Genomic DNA, 16,916 nt, shown 5'->3' on the forward strand with positions numbered 1-16,916 from the left:
GCGTGGCCTCAGATCACTTCTTGGCGAGCGAATTGGCGACGTGAAAACCGGATGCGCCGCCCAGCCCCGGCCCCGGGTGCGTCGAAGCGCCGATGTGATACAGATTCTTCACCGGCGTCGCGTGGTCCTTGGTGCCGCGCAGCGGGCGCCAGAACATGTACTGGTCCACGCTGCATTCGCCGGAATACGGATCTCCGCCCACCAGATTCATGTTGAGCTTTTCCAGGTCGCCGGGCGAGATCACCGTGCGCCCGACGATGCTCTGCTGCAGGTTGGGGATGAACTTGCCCAGGCGCTCCAGGATGCGGTCGGCATAGCGTTCGCGGATCTCGTCGCTCCACTTCCCGTCCGCTGGTGCCGCGATCTGGCCCAGCGCGTCGCCCTTGATGTGGCGCGGACATTCGGGCAGCTGAATCCACAGCACGGCGCCGCCCGCAGGCGCGCGCGAGGGGTCGAGCCGCGTCGGGTTGCACACGACGATGGTGCCTTCGGCGGGCAGCAGGCCGCGCTCGGCCTCGTTCACGGCGCGCGAGACGCCGTCCATGCCCGGGGTCAGGTGCAGGTAGACGACCTCGTCCAGCTCCTTGTTGGCCCATTGCGGCGGCGCCGACAGCGCCACGTGGATCTGCATATTGCCCTTGCCGTAGCGGTACTCCGCCGCCTGCTGGCGGATGGTGTCTGGCGTGGCACTGGCGGGGATCAGGCGGCCGTAGAGCTGCGTGGGCGTGACGTTGCAGATCACGTTCTTGGCCTGCCATTCGCGGCCGTCCACGCAGCGCACGCCCTGCGCCTTGCCGCCCTGAACCAGAATTTCGGTCACGTCGGCGCTGGTGTGAAATTCGCCGCCCGCCTTCTCGACGATGGCCTTGAATGCGTCCACCGTGCGTGCGTTGCCGCCCTGCACCAGCGGCAGGCCCACGCCCTCCAGCGTGAACGCGATCACCTGTGCCATCAGCGCCGACATGGGCGACTCCGGCCCCAGCCCGGTGTGCAGCACCCAGGGCGCGAGCACGGCCTTGACCAGGTCCGACTTGAAATGCGTATCCAGCCACGCACGCGCGCTCTGCATCGCGGGGCTGAAGAAGCCCACGGTCTCGTGCGCGCCCTGCTTCCAGACCCGGCCCAGCATCATCTTGCCGATCTGCGAGCTCCACAGCTCGTTGCCCAGCAGCGCGAAGATCAGCTCGGCGTTCTTTTCGACGAAGGAAAGGCCCTCGTTGTAGGCGTCGCCATCGCCTGCGGCCAGCGCATTCATCGCGCGCACGTTGTCCTCGCGCGAGCGGCGCAGCACGAAGGAGCGCCCGTCGCTCAGCAGCACGCCCGTGGGCGCGTCGCTGTTCACGTAGGTCAGGCCGTTGGCGTGCAGCGCGTCCTTCAGTTCCGCATAGCCGGGCGAGGTGACGAACAGCGGATGCGCGGTGGACAGGGTGTCGTGCAGATAGCCGGGCGCCGTCAGCGCTTCGGTGCGGATGCAGCCGCCGAGCACCGCCTCGCGTTCCAGCACGCAGACCTTCTTGCCGCGCCTGGCCATGACGGCCGCGCACACCAGCGAGTTGATGCCGCTGCCGACGAGGATGGAATCGAACTTGCTCATGGCATTCACGCTTTTTCAGTATCGATGGTGAGTTTCACGCGATGGTGCTCGGCGCAATGTTCATATTCGGGGACGGCGTAGCGCCCGCGATAGAACAGCAGCGGCGCGGTGCTGCGCGTGGTCAGACGTCCGACGCGGCCGACGAGGATGGTGTGGTCGCCGCCCTCATAGCGGTGCTCCACCGCACATTGGAAGACCGCCATGCAGCCGGGCAGCAGCGGCACGCCGCCCAGGCCCTCGCCGATCTCCATGCCTGCGAACTTGTCCTCGCCGGCCCTGGCGAAGCGGTCGGATACCGCCTGCTGATCGTGCGCCAGCACGTGGATGCAGAAATGCCCGGCCGCCTGGAAGGCCGGCAGGCTCCAGGATTTCCTGGCCAGGCTCCAGAGCACCAGAGGCGGGTCGAGCGACAGCGCCGCGAAGCTGTTCACCGTCACGCCGATGCGCTCGCCCGCCGGGCCCAGCGTGGTGACCACGGTGACCCCGGTGGCGAAATGCCCCAGCGCGTTGCGCAGCTCGCGGGCGTCTATCACTTGCTGCCCTTGGCCGCCGCCTCGCCGATGGCGCGCTTGTTCGACTCTTCGTCAAACCAGTAGTTGGCGTAATCGCGCGGGTCGTTGAAGCCGTTGGCCAGGCGCGAGGACAGCGCCGGGAACTGCTGCGCCGCGCCCATCATGTTGACGATGTACTCGGGCGGCGGAAACAGCAGGCTGTTGGTCCAGCGCGTGACTTTCTCGGCATAGTCGTTGTACAGGTGGTCGAAGGTGCTCGTCATCCAGGCCTCGTCAAACGGCAGGTTGCCGCGCGCCATGATGGCATCAAAATAATACTTGGCGCCCATGGTGGCATTGTTGGAGCCCTGGCCGGTGACCGGGTCGTTGACGACCACCGCATCGCCCAGGCCCATCACCTTGCGGCCCGACGGCAGGTGCAGCACCGGGTTGCGGATGCAGGGGCGGAAGCGCCCGGCGAGGATGCCGTTGTCGTCGGTCAGCTGGCAGTCCTTCATGCGCTCGTATTCCCAGGGCAGGAATTGCTTCATGATGTCTATGCTCATCTGCAGGTGATCGGCCGCGTCCTTGCACTCGTGCCAGCGGTCCATCGGGCCGCCGATGACGCCTTCCATCACCATGATGTCGCAGGTCTTGGTCTTGCCCGACCCATAAGGGCCATCGACGGTGAGCGAGGGGAAGACGAAGTATTCGCCCACGCCGGGAATCAGGTTGAAGTTCACGCACTCGATGTAGTCGTGGCGCTTCATGCCGGTCAGGTAGGTGAGCGCGAGGCTGCGCATCGGCTGCTTGACCGGCGAGCGCTCCTCGTTCACGCTCAGCATTTTGACGATCTCGCCCTTGCCGCCCGCGAGCAGCACCAGATCGTGCGTGCCGGCGAGCTCTTCCATCTCGGCGACGCCGACGTCAACAATCTGCAGCTTGCCGCCACGGCGCACGAACTCATCCATCCAGCCGGGGTATTTCAGGCGCTGGTCCACCGCCTGGCCGGGCTTTTCCAGCGCCGCATACCAGTGGATGGCCTTGGTGCCCGAGCCATCGGGGTTGGGGATGACGAAGGAGATGCCGTCGGTCTTGGGGCAGTCCTTTTCCCACTGGTTCATGGCCCAGTCGCGCTCGACCTGCAGCTTCATGTCGAAGATGAACTGCGAGGACATCACCTTGCCGTTCCAGAAGCTGGCCTGGTCGCGGTTGGTGTAGATGGTGACGGCGTGGCCCTGGTCGAGCAGGCCTGCGCCCAGCAGCAGGCCGGCCTGGCCGCCGCCGATGATGGCGATCTTGCGGGGGGTTTGGGTTGTCATGGTGTGTCTCCAGAAATTAGATGAAAAACGGTTGAAACGCCCGCCACACAAGCGGCAGTCACTATCAAAATCAGGCCATCAGACGGCCGATCGCGGCGGTGCGCGCCTCGGGCCCCAGGGCCTGGTAGCCACCGTCGCAGGCGTAGGTGGCGCCGGTGACGAAGCCGGCCTTGTCCGACAGCAGAAAGGTGACGACGTTGGCCACCTCGGCCGGCAGGCCCAGGCGCCCCAGCATGTGGAAGTCCGCCGCCACGCCATCGGCCTTGGCCTTGTCGCCGCCCGCCATGCCTTCGATGACGGAAGACCAGGTCCAGCCCGGCGACACGGCGTTCACGCGGATCTTCTGCGGCGCCAGATCGAGCGCGGCATTGCGCGTGAACTGCACGATCGCGGCCTTGCTGATGGGGTAGAGCCAGCGGCCGGTCTGCGCGGCGAAGGCGGAAATCGAAGCGAAATTGACGACCGCGCCGCCGCCGCGCTTTTCCATCTCGGGTGTGCAGGCCTGCAGCACCATCGCGGCGCCGATCAGGTTGACGTTCAGCGTGGTGTTCCACTCGGCGCGCGTGGAGGCGGCGCCGTTGTCCACGTACGAAGCGGCGCAGTTGACCAGATAGTCGATGCCGCCGAAGGCGGCGACGGTGTCCTTGACGCAGGCAGCGATGGAGGCGTCGTCCGACACATCGGTGCGGATGAAGCGGCTGCCCGCGTGGCGCGCCTCAACCTGCGGGCCCTTGGTGGTGTCGATGTCGGCGATGACGACCTTGCAGCCTTCGGCCACCAGCGCGGCAACGACGCCCTCGCCGATCATGGTGGCGCCGCCGGTCACGATGGCTACCTTGTTGTGCATGCTCATATGTCTCCTGTCGGTGGGTTCCGGGACGCCGGAACGGGAGCCATCAGTATGCGAAACCGCCTGGGGTTGCGATGTCCGGAATACGCGGCTGCGCTATCCGCCACGCGCAAGGCGATGCTGCGACGCAGCATCGCCGCAGTTGCTCAGCGCCGCGCCAGCGTGGCCGACGGCGGCTCGCCGAAGCGCTCGCGGTAATAGGCCGAGAAGCGGCCGAGGTGGAAAAACCCGAAGCGATAGGCCTCTTGCAGCACGGTGACCGGCTCGCCATGGACCGCCGCCTGCCGCAGCCGTTCGTGGATGCGCTGCAGCCGCACCTCGCGCAGCCAGGCGTTGGGCGTGGTCTCCAGATGGCGGCGGAAGCCCTCCTGCAGCGTGCGTTCACTGACGCAGGCGGCCCGGGCGATGTCCGCCAGCGTCAGTGCCTGTTCGGCATGGGCTTCGATGAATTCGCGCGCGCGCTGCACATGCCGGGGCAGCGCCGCCTGCGTGTCCGCCCGCAGCAGCGCGCTGGCACTGTGCGGCTGCAGGCTGAACAGGCCTTGCAACAGAAACTCCTGCATGGCCACGGCCGCCGCGGCGTAGCCCAGCCATACGGCGCCATTGGTGTCGATGTTGCGCGCCAGATCCAGCACCGCCTTGCACCAGGGCGCCGCCGGCCCCGACTGCTGCGCCAAGGCAAGCTCGAAGTCCAGCGGCGCGCCAGGCTGGCCCGCGCCAACGGCCAGGCGCTGTTCCATCAGCGCCCGCGGTATATGCAGCAGGATTTGCGCGCAGCCGGCGCGCCAGCGCATGGCCACTGGCTGATCCGGCGAAAGCACCACGGCGGTGGCCGGGTCTGACTGGATCTGCGCATGCCCGTACCGGATGTCGGCCTGCCCCGCCACTGGAATCTGCACGAGGTAGAAATCCTGCAGGCAGCCGGGCGTGATCTGCACATCTGCCCCATAGGCCAGATAGTTCAGCGACAGTGCCCCCACACGCACGCTGTGCATGTGGCAATCCATGCGCTCACCCGCCTTGAGCTGCTGCAGACCATGCGCGCAGAAGACCCGCGCGACCTCGTCGCGCGCCTGCTCAACGTCGCCGCTGGCAAAAACCGGGTACTGCCCGAGCCACCGGGCAGGTGCGTGCAGCATGGTGCAAAGTGGCGCGAACCCTGCGGCCCGCGTTCATCGTCCTGAAACCTTGACTGTGCACGCTCGCCGGTGTTTTGACAACTGCACGCCCGCCAGCGCAAGGCGTGGCGTGCAGCGCCCCGTCACACAAACCCGGCTCAAGCCGCCACCTTGGTGCGCAGACCCAGCGCCAGCTCGTGCTCGCCCAGCGCCTTGCCCTTGGGGTCCAGCAGGGCCGCGGCACGCAGACCGGCCAGCTTCACGCCCGCATCGGGCTGGCCTGCAAGCTGCGGCACGGCGTACATCAGGCGGTCGAACTTGCCCTCGCCGCGCGCATGCGTGTCGCTGTAGCCCTTGATGAGCTGGCGGCAGCGCAGGATTTCCGCCGCCAGGGGCGCATCCCCGGCGTCGAGCGCGCGCTCGGCCACCGCCATCCAGGCCTGCCAGTGGGTCTGCTCCTCGGCGTGGCGGCGGTTGCCCCGGCGCCAGCGCGCCAGGCCCGCCATCATGTGCAACTGCAGGTGGCCGCGCAAGGTATGGGTGCGGATGCGCCGTCCCTTGTCCAGGCGCGGCGCGAGCCAGCCCTTGACGCTGGGCGAGCGGTCCAGCCAGTTGGCCCATTTCACCGGCATCAGGCCCATGATTTCTTCCAGCCGCGGGTGGAAGAACTCCTCCATGCCGAAGACATCACCCTCCTTGCCGCCCACCTCGCCGCGGATGCGGGTGAAGCGGTCGGAGCGCGTCTTGAGGTTGGCCACGCGGATCACGTCGTCGTAGGACATGGCGACCGCAATCCAGTGCGCGGCGGCAATCGTCAGCGTGGCTTCCCCGGGCTGCGGATCGCGTTTGGCAAAACGCGCCACGTTGTCCAGGTATTCGCTGCCGTAGGCCACGTCCTGCCAATCGACCACGCGCGCCAGGCCCTCGCCCAGCCAGTCCCACGCGGCCTGCGGGAAATCGCTGCGGATGCGCGTGAGCAGCGGCGCCAGCGCCGCGCTGGCGGCCTTTTCAGGCAGCGCGCGCGGGGCGGTCTTCATGGCTTCGGCCTTGGCCACCAGCGCCGGGGGCATGGTGCGCGTGCGTGCCAGTTCGGCGGCGGCGCGCAGCGCCTTGAGGCTGGCCTGCACGCCCTTGCCGCTGTGCTCCACCACTTTCTCGAACGCCTGCTGGTGAAACGGCAGCACGTCGCAACCGGCCAGCGCGCCAAACAGGCTCGATGAAATCACGCTGCCGTTGTCAATCGCGAGCTGCTGCATGTCGTCGGCCACCAGCTTGCGCGCGGACTGGCGCACCAGCGCCAGCACCTCGGCGCTGTCGGCCGCGCCATCGCCGGGCACGACTTTTTCCTGCACCGCGAAGGTGCGGTGCGTGCTGGTGACGACGGTGGTGCGGTTGGGCGTGACGAGACCGCGCGCCACGGCGCGGCCGGCTTCCATCAGCTCGGCGGAGATCAGGATGTCCACTTCGCCGGGGATGGGCATCTGCGCCAGCACCGGCGTCTTGCCCGGCGTGGGTTCGACCATCTCGACGTAGTAGATGGTGGCGCCGGTGCGCTGCGCCACGCCCGCCACGGAGGTGGCCTGCGCGGTCCAGCCGGCGTCTTCCGCCAGCGTGACGATCCAGTCCTGCAGCACGCCGCCGCCCTGGCCGCCCAGGGCCATGATGGCCACGGTGATCATGCGGGGCTTCATGCGCGCACCTCGTCGATCGTTGCGGCGTAGAGCTGCTTGGCGGCGCGCTCGCGCTCGCGCTTGCCCTGCAGCCAGCCGACGGTGCTGGCGCGCATGCCCGCCAGCCACTTGTCCCAGCCGGTGGGGTTGTTGACCTTGTGCGCCTTGTAGAACGAGGGGCAGAGCACGGCCGCATCGGCCACCTCGCCGCAATGGCCGCAGGCCACGCAGTCTTCGTCCACGCGCGCCACCGGGTCGGGTTTGAGTGCGTCGCCGCTGGGCGCGAGCGTCAGGCTGGGGCAGCCGGAGACGCGCATGCAGGCGTGGTCGCCGGAGCAGACCGAGGCATCGACGCCGAACCGTTCCTTGAGCACGCGCTCACCATTTTTGATAGCTGCTCGCGTAAGCGGCTTCTCGCGCCGCTGGCGATTGAGCATGCATTCGCTTTGCGCGATCACCACCTTGGGGCCGGGTTCTTCAGACGTAAGCGCATCGTGCAGCGCCTGCTTCATCGCATTCACGTCGTACGTGCGCCCGACGAAGCGCACCCAGGTGACGCCCACGCCGCGCACCGCCGCCTCTATGGGGTGCAGGGTGCTGCGGTTCGGGTTGGTGTTGCGGGACGACGGGATGTCCTGCCCGCCGGTGGCCGCCGAATAGTTGTTGTCCACGATGACAAACACGTTGTTCTGCTTGTTGAACACCGCGTTGCCAATGCCGGAGGTCAGCCCGTTGTGCCAGAAGCCGCCATCGCCCATGAAGGCCACGGCCTTCTTGCTGGCGCCCAGCTGCGCCCCCGCGCTGAACGCCGAGGCGCTGCTCACCCCCAGGCCGTAGCCCATGGTGGTGGCGCCGATCTCGAACGGCGGCATGATCTGGAACAGGTGGCAGCCGATGTCGGACGACACATGGTGCACGCCCAGCTCCTGCTCCACGAGCTTGTAAGCCGAGAAGATCGGCCGCTCGGGGCAGCCCACGCACAGGCCCGGCGGGCGCGGCGGCAGCAGCTTGCCGATGGCGGCGACGATTTCGGGCACCTCCACCTTGTCCTGCTCGGCCTGGGCGGCGGCTTGGGCAGCCGCCTCTGCGGCGCGTTCAGCAGCCAGTGCTTCGGCCGTCGGCGCTGCGGCAGGCGCGGCGTCCTCCTTGCGGCGCGTGACGGTGGCCGAAGTCTTGCGCTCCAGCAGATCGGGGCGCTGGCGCTGCAGAAAGGCGCGCACGCCCTTGCGCAGCACGTCCACGGTGTAGTCGCCGCCCATGGGCAGCACGTCCTTGCCGTGTACCTTGGTGGCCAGGTTCAGCCGTGCAAGGATGGTGTTCAGGTGCTGCTCGTGGTAGTCGGGCTGGCCTTCTTCCACCACCAGCACCGCCTTCTTGCCGTCGCAAAAGCGCCGCACCTCTTCCTCGACCAGCGGGTAGGCGACGTTCAGGATGTACAGCGGCACGCGCGATGCGCCGAACAGGTCGGCCAGCTCCAGCTGCATCAGCGCGCGCAGGGTGTTGTTGGCCATGCCGCCGAGCATGATGATGCCGACGTCCTCGATTTCGCCGTCGCCGTCGTGGAATTCGTTGAGTTGGCGCTCCTGGATGAACTTCACCGCGGCCGGCCAGCGCTCGTGGATTTTTTCCTTCTCGTGCAGGAAGGAGGCGGGCGGCAGCACGATGCGGTTCACGTCGCGCACGGGGTTTTCCAGCGCCTGCTTGAGCGTGAAGGCGGGGCGGCGGTTTTCCTCGGTGATGAAGCTGCCGTGCAGGTGGCAGGAGCGGATGCGCAGCTCCAGCATCACCGGCGTGTTGGTGGCCTCGGAAAGTTCAAAACCGTCGTGCACCGCCTTGACGATGGCGGGCAGGTTGGGCTGCGGATCGAGCAGCCACATCTGCGACTTCATGGCGAAGGCGTGGGTGCGTTCCTGCATGATGGACGAGCCCTCGCCGTAGTCCTCGCCGACGATGATGAGCGCGCCGCCCGTCACCCCGCCCGAGGCCAGGTTGGCCAGTGCGTCCGACGCCACGTTGGTGCCGACGGTGGATTTCCACGTGACCGCGCCGCGCACCGGGTAGTTGACCGACGCCGACAATGCCGCAGCCGCAGCCGCTTCGCTGGCCGCGGGCTCGAAGTACACGCCCAGCTCCCTGAGGATGGGCTGGGCATCCGAGAGCACGTCCATCAGGTGCGAAATCGGCGAGCCCTGGTAGCCGGTGACGTAGCCGACGCCCGCCTCCAGCAAGGCCTTGGTGACGGCGAGGATGCCCTCGCCACGGAACACGGTGCCCGCGGGCACCCGCAATTGCTCGACTTCCTTGACGAAGGAACGCTCTGCCATGTTTGCTCTCCTGCACGTCCGCGCTCCGCTTGGGGCGCGGACGGCTCCTGCGCCTAGTCCGCCAGCACGGCGGTGGCTTCGATCTCGACCAGAAAATCCGGCAGGGCCAGCGACTGCACCCCGAGGAAGGTATTGGCCGCCGGTTCTGCCCCGCCATAGAAGGCGACGATTTCACCGCTGACCGGCCCGAGCTTGTCCGGGCTGTGGTTGACCACGTAGGTGCGCAGCCGCACCACGTCGGCCGGCGTGGCGCCGCAGGCGGCCAGCACCTCGCGCAGGTTGGCCAGTGCCTGGCGCGTCTGCGCCACCAGGTCGCCCGCGCCCACGAGCTCACCCTTGGCGTTCCAGGCCACCTGACCGGCCAGATGCAGCGTGCGCCCGCCGTTCTGCTCCACCGCGTGGGAGAAGCCGAACGGCACGGCGGCGTACATCGACGGCGGATTGACCGCCTTGCGACGCGTCGTCATGGCAGCGCCTCTCAGGGTACCAGCGCCAGCACGCGCAGCGGGCTGCCCGAGCCGTTCTTGAGCTTGAGCGGCGCGGCCAGGATCACGGCGCCGGTGGCCGGCAGCTGGTCCAGGTTGTTCAGGCACTGCAGGCCGTACTTGTTGGCGCCATGCATCAGCGTGTGGCAGGGGTAGGCCACGGGCCAGGCGTAGGACTGGCCGGCGTCGGTGTTGATGGTCTCCACGCCAAAGCCACGCACGTCGCGCTTGACCAGCCACTCGACGGCCGCCTGGGTCGGGCCGGGGGTGTGGGCGCCGTCTTCCTTGAGGTTGACGTAAGAAGCCGGATTGGCCAGGCGCTTGGCCCAGCCGGTGCGGAACAGCACCCAGGCGCCTGCCGGAAAGCGGCCGTGCCTGGCCTCCCAGGCCTCCAGGTGGTGCACGTCGAGGTTGAAATCTTCATTGGCCGCCACCTCGGCGGTGCAATCGATCACGCAGGCCGGGCCGATGAAGACCTTGAGATCCAGCGTATCGACCGTGTTGTGCGGATAGTCCTTGCCGGAAATCCAGTGCGCCGGGGCGTCGAAGTGCGTGCCGGTGTGCTCGCCGCAGGTGAAGTTGTTCCAGTACCAGCCCGGACCCTTGTCGTCGTAGTGGCTGATCTGCTCCTGCTTGAACGCCGCCACCTGGCCGAACTGGGGCGGCAGCACCAGCGGCGGAAAATCTTCCGACAGGACATGCGTCAGGTCAACGATGCGCAGGGCGCCAGAGGCGATGTCCTGTGCGAACTGGGCGAGGGAAGTGGTCATGGAATGCTCCTTGATTGCGGGGAGATGGGGGATCAGGCGGGGAAGGCCGGGCAGCGCGCCGCGGGACGCTCCGCCGAACGCCTTGCCATATGCTGCGGCAAAACCCCTGTCCATCGCAAGCCGTTTGGCGCATGCCCCTATCCACTTTGCGATCAAACCGGCGGCTTTCGGGAGAAACCAAGGGAAAGCCCTATGGACGGGCAGAACGGGATGCCAGATACTTCAAACCTAAACTATTTGCTCGCCGGTCATGTCCATGCCCTCGCCCGCCGCATCCGGCATCCGCTTGCTGGATTCCTTCCCGCTGATCCGCTCGCGCTCGATCGAAGAGGCGCAGCAGCGTGTGGGCGACGTGTTCTCGCGCCACCGCCTGCAGGTGCAGGGCCGGGCCAGGGGGCTGGATCTCTGGCACAACCGGGTGACGCTGGGCCAGTCCTCGCTCAACGTGCTGCATTACGGTGCCGAGGTGGACATCGATCCGGGTGAGCGCGGCGACTTCTATCTGGTGCAGCTGCCGCTTACGGGCTGCGCGCGCATCACCAGCGGCAGCCACGCCGTGGATGTCAATGAAAACGTGCTCAGCGTGCTGCAGCCGCGCACGCCCAGCCGCATGCGCTGGAGCCCCGATTGCACCATGCTGCTGCTGCAGACCCCCAGCAGCGTGGTGCAGGAGTACGTCGGCGAGGGCGAGCGCCCGCGCATGGCGCTGTCGCGCCGCAGGGGCGAGCCCGAAGTCGCCGCCTGGTGCCAGGCGATGCTGGACATGGCGCGCAACATCGACCAGTTCGCCGCGCAATGGCAGGCCCACCCCACGGCCACCGCGGCCATGGAAGGCTTTCTGCTCACCGCCTTCTCCTGCCTGCTGCACCAGCCCGACGCCGCCGGCACGCCCGATGCCCCCGTCGAGGCCCGCAGCCTGCGCCGCGCCAAGGAATACATCCACGCGCACCTGGACCGCCCCCTCGCCCTGGCGGACATCGCGCGCCATGCCTGCGTGAGCCCGCGCACGCTGGAGCTCGTCTTCAAGCGCCACGGCGAACCCGCCCCGCTCGCCTACGCCCGCCAGCAGCGCCTGCAGGCGGCGCACGGCATGCTCAGGGGCGCCGCGCGCGACGGCCAGGCCGTGGGCGTCACCGACGTCGCCCTGGCCTTCGGCTTCGTGCACATGGGCCGCTTCAGCGCCCAGTACCGCGCGCGGTTCGGCTGCCTGCCCTCGCAGACGCTCAAGGCGGTCTGAGCTGAATCCGCGCGGATACCCGCGCAGGCGCAAACCTGCGTGCGCGGTGCTGCTTTGACGCGGCCGCACGCCGCGGTTGCCGCCGCGTGCATAGACTGTGGGCCTTCCCGGAACCGGGCTCACGGAGAACACCATGCACGAACAACGGCTTTCCTACAGGGACGCATCGCCCGAGGCTTTCAAGGCCCTGCTGCACACCGAAATGCAGGTGCACAAGACGGGCATCGAGGAATCGCTGCTGGAACTGGTGAAGATGCGCGCCTCGCAGATCAACGGCTGCGGTTATTGCCTGGACATGCACAGCAAGGATGCGGTTGCGCAGGGCGAGACCCTGCAGCGCCTGGTGCTGCTCTCGGCCTGGCGCGAGGCACCCAGCTTCTACACCGAGCGCGAGCGCGCCGCGCTGGCGTGGACCGAAGCCATCACGCAGATTGCCACCCACGGCGTGCCGGACGATCTCTACAACGAGGTGCGCAAGCATTTTGACGAAAAAGCCCTCGTCGATCTCACGCTGGCGGTGATTTCCATCAACAGCTGGAACCGCATGGCGATTGCGTTCCGCGCCAAGGTGGGCGACTACGTGAGCCCGCACGGCAAGCCATAGCGACCGGCGCGATGGCGGCCCCTGGCATGAACACGCCCGTTCAGGGCATGCCATCCTGCGCAAACAGCGTGCACTCCGCCCGCAGCTTGTGCTGGTCCCCGACACGCCGGGTAAAGCCGATGCGGTCGAAATACTCCAGGATCTGGATGGCGCGCTTGCGGCCCAGCCCGGTCGCATCGCGAAAGTCCGCCGCCAGCGCCACGCCGCCGTGGGCCGCGCCCACCGCGCGCGCGATCCGGGCGAGCTGCTGCATCGCAGCCGGCGGGTAGTACAGGTCCTTGACGATCTGGTGCAGTTCGCCGCGGCGCGCCAGGCGGGCCAGCGTGGTACGCACCAGCGGCTCGGGCTCCTGCGCGTGGCGCGCCATGTCGCGCGCCCAGCTGCCTTCAAAGCCGGCGCCGGCCAGCAGCGGCGCGATCTTCTGGGCAATGCGCGTTTCCGTCTCCGACAGCTGAGCGCCATGGGCCGGCAAGTGCACCACGGCGCCCTGCAGCACGACCTTGCCATCGGCAGCCAGCCGCGCCAGCAGCGCCTGCCACAGCGCGGCCGGCAGGCGCGGCGCGGCCAGGCGGCGCAGGCGCGCGCTGTCGGGGCCAGGCTCATCGGGCTGGCGGGCATGGAAGGCTTGCAGCGCCTGCAGCGCCGCATCGCCAATCACTTCCGTTTGCGTAGCGCCTAGCGCTTGTCCTGTCTGCCTCAAAGCCATATTCGGCACATAATCTGGCGGCAACTCACGCCAGCCCTGCGCAGCGGCAAAACGTGCGAGATCCACCCCGCAGGGCGCGACGGCGAGCAAGGCCGACAGCCGCGCCGCGGGGGTCGGCTGCTGCAGCGCGGCCAGCGCGGCCAGCCGCTGCGGCGTGCGGCGGTAGCGCGTGGGGGCAAAGGGGTCGATCACCTTGCCGCCCGCCAGCGTGCGGCTGGCCGCGCTGTCGCGCAGCAGCACGCGTTCGCCCTGCCAGGCGCCCACGGGCACCTGCAGCACCAGTTGCGCCAGCGCGCTGGCGCCCGGGGCGAGCAGGTCGGTATCCAGCAGCGCGACGGTGGCGCTCACCTGCGCGGCGCCGATATGCGCCAGCACATGCGCGCCGGAGCGCAGCGCCTGCGCCTCGCCGGGCCAGAGCGTGAGCCGCATGTCCAGGCGCTGCGTGGCAACGGCCGTGCCGGGCGCCACCAGCCATTGGCCACGAGCAACCCCATCGCGCGCCAGCCCCGCCAGCGCCACCGCGCAGCGCTGGCCGGCATGGGCGCTGTCCACCGCCTGGTTCTGCGCATGCAGGCTGCGCACGCGCAGCGTCGCGGGCGTGCCCGTGGCGGCGGGCACCAGCGCCAGCTCGTCACCCACGCGCACGCGGCCGGCGTGGATGGTGCCGGTCACCACCGTGCCCGTACCGGCAAGCGTGAAGGCCCGGTCAATCGCCAGGCGCAAGCCTAGAGATTCAAAACCTGTCGCAGCGCTTGCTGCATCAGCACTGGCAGCTTCAAACAGCAGAGTACGCAAGGCCTCAACGCCGGCGCCCGTCTGCGCCGACACCGCGACGACCGGGGCCTGCGCAAGGCTGGTGCCGGCGATCAATTGGGCGACCTCGCTGCGCACCTGCGCCATGCGCTGCGCGTCCGCGCGATCCGCCTTGGTGATGACCACTGCGCCGCGCGCAATGCCCAGCAGCGAGAGCACGGCCAGGTGCTCGCGCGTCTGCGGCATCACGCCATCGTCCGCCGCCACCAGCAGCAACGCAAAGTCGATGCCGCTGGCGCCCGCCACCATGGTGTGCACCAGCCGTTCGTGCCCGGGCACGTCGATGAAGCCGATGCGCTCGCCGCCCGGGGCATCCAGATAGGCATAGCCCAGCGCTATGCTGATGCCGCGCTTTTTCTCTTCGGGCAGACGGTCGGTATCCACCCCGGTGAGCGCGCGCACCAGCGTGGTCTTGCCATGGTCGATATGACCTGCGGTACCTACTATCATGAAGATAGCTGATTGCGCATGCCTGTCATGCGCAAATGGCCAATTTCTTTGATGAATTCACCCGGTTCTTCCAGGCAGCGCATGTCCAGCAGCAGCCGGTCTTCATGGATGCGGCCGATCACCGGCAGCGGCAGACCGCGCAGCGCGGCGCACAGGGCTTCGAGTGCGCGTCCGCTGCCCTTCCTGTCCGCCGGCGCGATCGCCAGGCCGGCGGAAGGCAGGCGCTCCACCGGCAGCGATCCGGAGCCTATCTGCCCCTGCAGCGCGACCGTCTCCACGGTGAAGCCCGGCGCCAGCGCAGCCTGCAGCACGGGCAGCACGGCGCGGGCGGCAGCCTCGATGTCGGCCAGCGGGCGGGTCAGCAGCCGCAGCGTGGGCAGCGCCTGCGCCAGGTGCTCGGGGCGCAGGTAAAGCTGCAGCGTGGCTTCAAGCGCCGCCAGCGGCAGCTTGCTCATGCGCAGCGCCCGCTTCATCGGGTGCGCCTTGATGCGCGCCACCAGCGCCTTGCCGCCGACGATCAGTCCGGCCTGCGGGCCGCCGAGCAGTTTGTCGCCGCTGAAGGTGACGAGATCGCAGCCGTCCTGCAGCATCTGGCGCGGCGTGGGTTCCGCCGGCAGGCCATGGGCAGTCATGTCGATCAGCGCGCCGCTGCCCAGGTCGGTCACCAGCGGCAGGCCATGGGCGCGGGCGATGGGTGCCAGCCGCGCCTCGCTCACCGCGCTGGCGAAGCCCTCGACGCGGTAGTTGCTGGTGTGCACCTTCATCAAGAGCGCGGTGCGCTCGCCGATGGCGCCCTCGTAGTCGCGCGCGTGCGTGCGGTTGGTGGTGCCCACCTCGACCAGCCGCGCACCGGCGCTTGCCATCACGTCGGGCATGCGAAACGCACCGCCGATCTCCACCAGCTCGCCGCGCGAGACGATCACCTCGCGCCCGGGTGCCAGCGCCGCCAGCGTGAGCAGCACGGCGGCGGCGTTGTTGTTCACCACCGTGGCCGCCTCGGCGCCGGTCAGCTCGCACAGCAGGTCTTCGACCAGGCTGTCGCGGTCGCCGCGGCGCCCGGTCTCCAGATCGAATTCCAGGTTGTTGGGCGCGGCCATCAGCGCCTGCATCCGCGCGATCGCCGCCTGCGGCAGCAGGGCACGGCCCAAATTGGTATGCAGCACCGTGCCGGTGAGGTTGAGCACACGGCGCATGCGCGGCGCCAGGCGCTGCCGCACGCGCTGCGCAAGAGCGGCCGCCAGCGATTCGGGCTCGACCGATGGCAAAGGCAATGCGCCCGCCAGCGCCTGCGTGCGCAGCGCGGCCAGCAGCGCCCGCGCCTCGCCGGCGACCAGGCTATGGCCATGCTCGGCGACCAGCGCTGCCACAGCCTGCAGGCGCAGCAGTTTGTCGAGCGCAGGCAGGTCCTGCGGTCTGGCGGCTTCGATGATCGAGGGAGCCGATGAACCGCGCACCGCGGATTCCTCTGGCGCGCTCATCAGGCGCCTCCGGGCTCGGCTTCAGGGTCGCCAAACAGCAGCAGCAGGTTGGTGCCGCTGCGGATGTAGCCCTCCTCGGAGACCAGCAGGTCCAGCGTGAGCGAGGCGAGGTCGTCGGCCACCGGCTCCACATGCACCTCGCGTGCCATGTGCATGGCCTTGAGGTAGTGCCTGCATTCGTCGCAGGTTTCGGCCTCTATCGCCGGCGCCTTCTCGGGGTCGGCGGCAGCGTCCGCCGCCTGCAGGCCGCGGTAGCGCACGGATTTGTCCGAGAGGCAATGCGTGCACTGCACGCGCTCCATCAGCCACTGGGCGCTGCACAGGCTGCAGCAGAGATAGCGCTGGCCCTCCTGCTTGCCGCCCACGCGCATGAGGCTGGCGGTGGGTGCGCTGTTGCAGCAGGGGCAGCGATTGCTGTTTTCGCGCGGCCTGAAAACCGTCGGGCCCAACTGGCTGGTGCTGGTGACCAGATGCACCCAATAAAGCTGCAGACCGGCGGCGATCAGCGGCGCGGCCGCCAGATCCAGCCCCAGCGTGATGCCGGCCAACAGCCGGTCGGCCTGCTGCTCCAGCACCTCGTCGGAAAGGTCCGCCACCGCCTGCACGCCGGCGCGCGCCGGGCTGTCCGCGGGCAGCTTTTGCAGCACCTGCGCCAGCAGCGCGCGCAGCTCGCCGCGCCAGGCGGGGTCGCGCGGCCAGCGGTCGGTGGCCAGCAGCGCGCTGCCGTCCTGCGCCGCCGCGTCGATCTGCGCCTGCGTGGGAATCGGCACCTGGGGGAACTGCGGCAGGCGCGCGTGCTGCGCCTCGCAGACCACGGCCATGAACATCAGGTAGTCGCGCATCGCGTGGTCGGCGGCCTTCTGGCGCAGGCGCAGCGCGCGATCGGCAAACACGTTGCCGCGCTTGGGCAGCAGCAGCAGCGGCACATCGAGCGAGGAACGCAGCGCGATTTCCTCGGGCGTGTGCTGGAACGGTTGGTAGTCGGGCGAGTTCAAGATCGGTCA

14 protein-coding genes are annotated in these 16,916 nt (G+C 68.6%); 2 read left to right on the forward strand and 12 right to left on the reverse strand.

Annotated elements, in window-relative coordinates:
* Positions 1-13 precede the first annotated feature (13 nt).
* The 9 genes from K320_RS0108110 to K320_RS0108150 all read right to left on the reverse strand — a co-directional run bounded on the left by K320_RS0108110 (position 14) and on the right by K320_RS0108150 (position 10,624).
* Positions 14-1,594, reverse strand: coding sequence for a phytoene desaturase family protein (locus K320_RS0108110; protein WP_024538334.1), 1,581 nt, complete (start codon positions 1,592-1,594; stop codon positions 14-16).
* 5 nt (positions 1,595-1,599) lie between these two features.
* The gene (locus K320_RS0108115) at positions 1,600-2,127 is read right to left on the reverse strand and encodes a flavin reductase family protein (RefSeq protein ID WP_024538335.1); all 528 of its coding nucleotides are present in this window, start codon (positions 2,125-2,127) and stop codon (positions 1,600-1,602) included.
* Positions 2,124-3,407 (reverse strand): styrene monooxygenase/indole monooxygenase family protein, encoded by a 1,284-nt coding sequence (locus K320_RS0108120; protein WP_024538336.1) that lies wholly within the window; start codon positions 3,405-3,407, stop codon positions 2,124-2,126. Before K320_RS0108120 ends, K320_RS0108115 begins: the two co-directional genes overlap by 4 nt.
* Before the next feature lie 70 nt (positions 3,408-3,477).
* On the reverse strand, positions 3,478-4,260 hold the full coding sequence (locus tag K320_RS0108125) for an SDR family oxidoreductase (protein ID WP_029695946.1): 783 nt from the start codon (positions 4,258-4,260) through the stop codon (positions 3,478-3,480).
* Positions 4,261-4,403: 143 nt separating this feature from the next.
* Complete coding sequence (locus K320_RS0108130) at positions 4,404-5,396, reverse strand: AraC family transcriptional regulator (protein ID WP_024538338.1); 993 nt, start codon at positions 5,394-5,396, stop codon at positions 4,404-4,406.
* Positions 5,397-5,533: 137 nt separating this feature from the next.
* Positions 5,534-7,066, reverse strand: a complete 1,533-nt coding sequence (locus tag K320_RS0108135; protein ID WP_034342948.1) for an indolepyruvate oxidoreductase subunit beta family protein — start codon at positions 7,064-7,066, stop codon at positions 5,534-5,536.
* Complete coding sequence (locus K320_RS0108140; RefSeq protein WP_024538340.1) at positions 7,063-9,369, reverse strand: thiamine pyrophosphate-dependent enzyme; 2,307 nt, start codon at positions 9,367-9,369, stop codon at positions 7,063-7,065. Before K320_RS0108140 ends, K320_RS0108135 begins: the two co-directional genes overlap by 4 nt.
* Before the next feature lie 53 nt (positions 9,370-9,422).
* Complete coding sequence (locus K320_RS0108145; RefSeq protein ID WP_024538341.1) at positions 9,423-9,836, reverse strand: RidA family protein; 414 nt, start codon at positions 9,834-9,836, stop codon at positions 9,423-9,425.
* 11 nt (positions 9,837-9,847) lie between these two features.
* Positions 9,848-10,624: a cyclase family protein gene (locus K320_RS0108150; RefSeq protein ID WP_024538342.1), complete on the reverse strand. Its 777-nt coding sequence runs from the start codon at positions 10,622-10,624 to the stop codon at positions 9,848-9,850.
* 250 nt (positions 10,625-10,874) lie between these two features.
* On the opposite strand from K320_RS0108150, the gene K320_RS0108155 reads away from it, so the two are divergent.
* Positions 10,875-11,861 (forward strand): AraC-like ligand-binding domain-containing protein, encoded by a 987-nt coding sequence (locus tag K320_RS0108155; RefSeq protein WP_024538343.1) that lies wholly within the window; start codon positions 10,875-10,877, stop codon positions 11,859-11,861.
* Positions 11,862-11,994: 133 nt separating this feature from the next.
* A complete protein-coding gene (locus K320_RS0108160; RefSeq protein ID WP_024538344.1) occupies positions 11,995-12,465 on the forward strand; it encodes a carboxymuconolactone decarboxylase family protein in 471 nt (156 codons plus the stop codon).
* Between the two features lie 40 nt (positions 12,466-12,505).
* On the opposite strand, the gene selB is transcribed toward K320_RS0108160, so the two are convergent.
* Genes selB through fdhE form a run of 3 tightly spaced genes read right to left on the reverse strand, consistent with a single transcriptional unit; the run spans position 12,506 to position 16,907 of the window.
* The gene (gene selB / locus K320_RS0108165; protein WP_024538345.1) at positions 12,506-14,434 is read right to left on the reverse strand and encodes a selenocysteine-specific translation elongation factor; all 1,929 of its coding nucleotides are present in this window, start codon (positions 14,432-14,434) and stop codon (positions 12,506-12,508) included.
* Positions 14,431-15,912, reverse strand: coding sequence for an L-seryl-tRNA(Sec) selenium transferase (gene selA, locus K320_RS0108170; RefSeq protein ID WP_024538346.1), 1,482 nt, complete (start codon positions 15,910-15,912; stop codon positions 14,431-14,433). Before selA ends, selB begins: the two co-directional genes overlap by 4 nt.
* Complete coding sequence (gene fdhE / locus K320_RS0108175; protein WP_024538347.1) at positions 15,912-16,907, reverse strand: formate dehydrogenase accessory protein FdhE; 996 nt, start codon at positions 16,905-16,907, stop codon at positions 15,912-15,914. Before fdhE ends, selA begins: the two co-directional genes overlap by 1 nt.
* Between the last annotated feature and the right edge of the window lie 9 nt (positions 16,908-16,916).

The organism is Comamonas badia DSM 17552, assembly GCF_000484635.1.
GTDB lineage: Bacteria > Pseudomonadota > Gammaproteobacteria > Burkholderiales > Burkholderiaceae_C > Comamonas_C > Comamonas_C badia.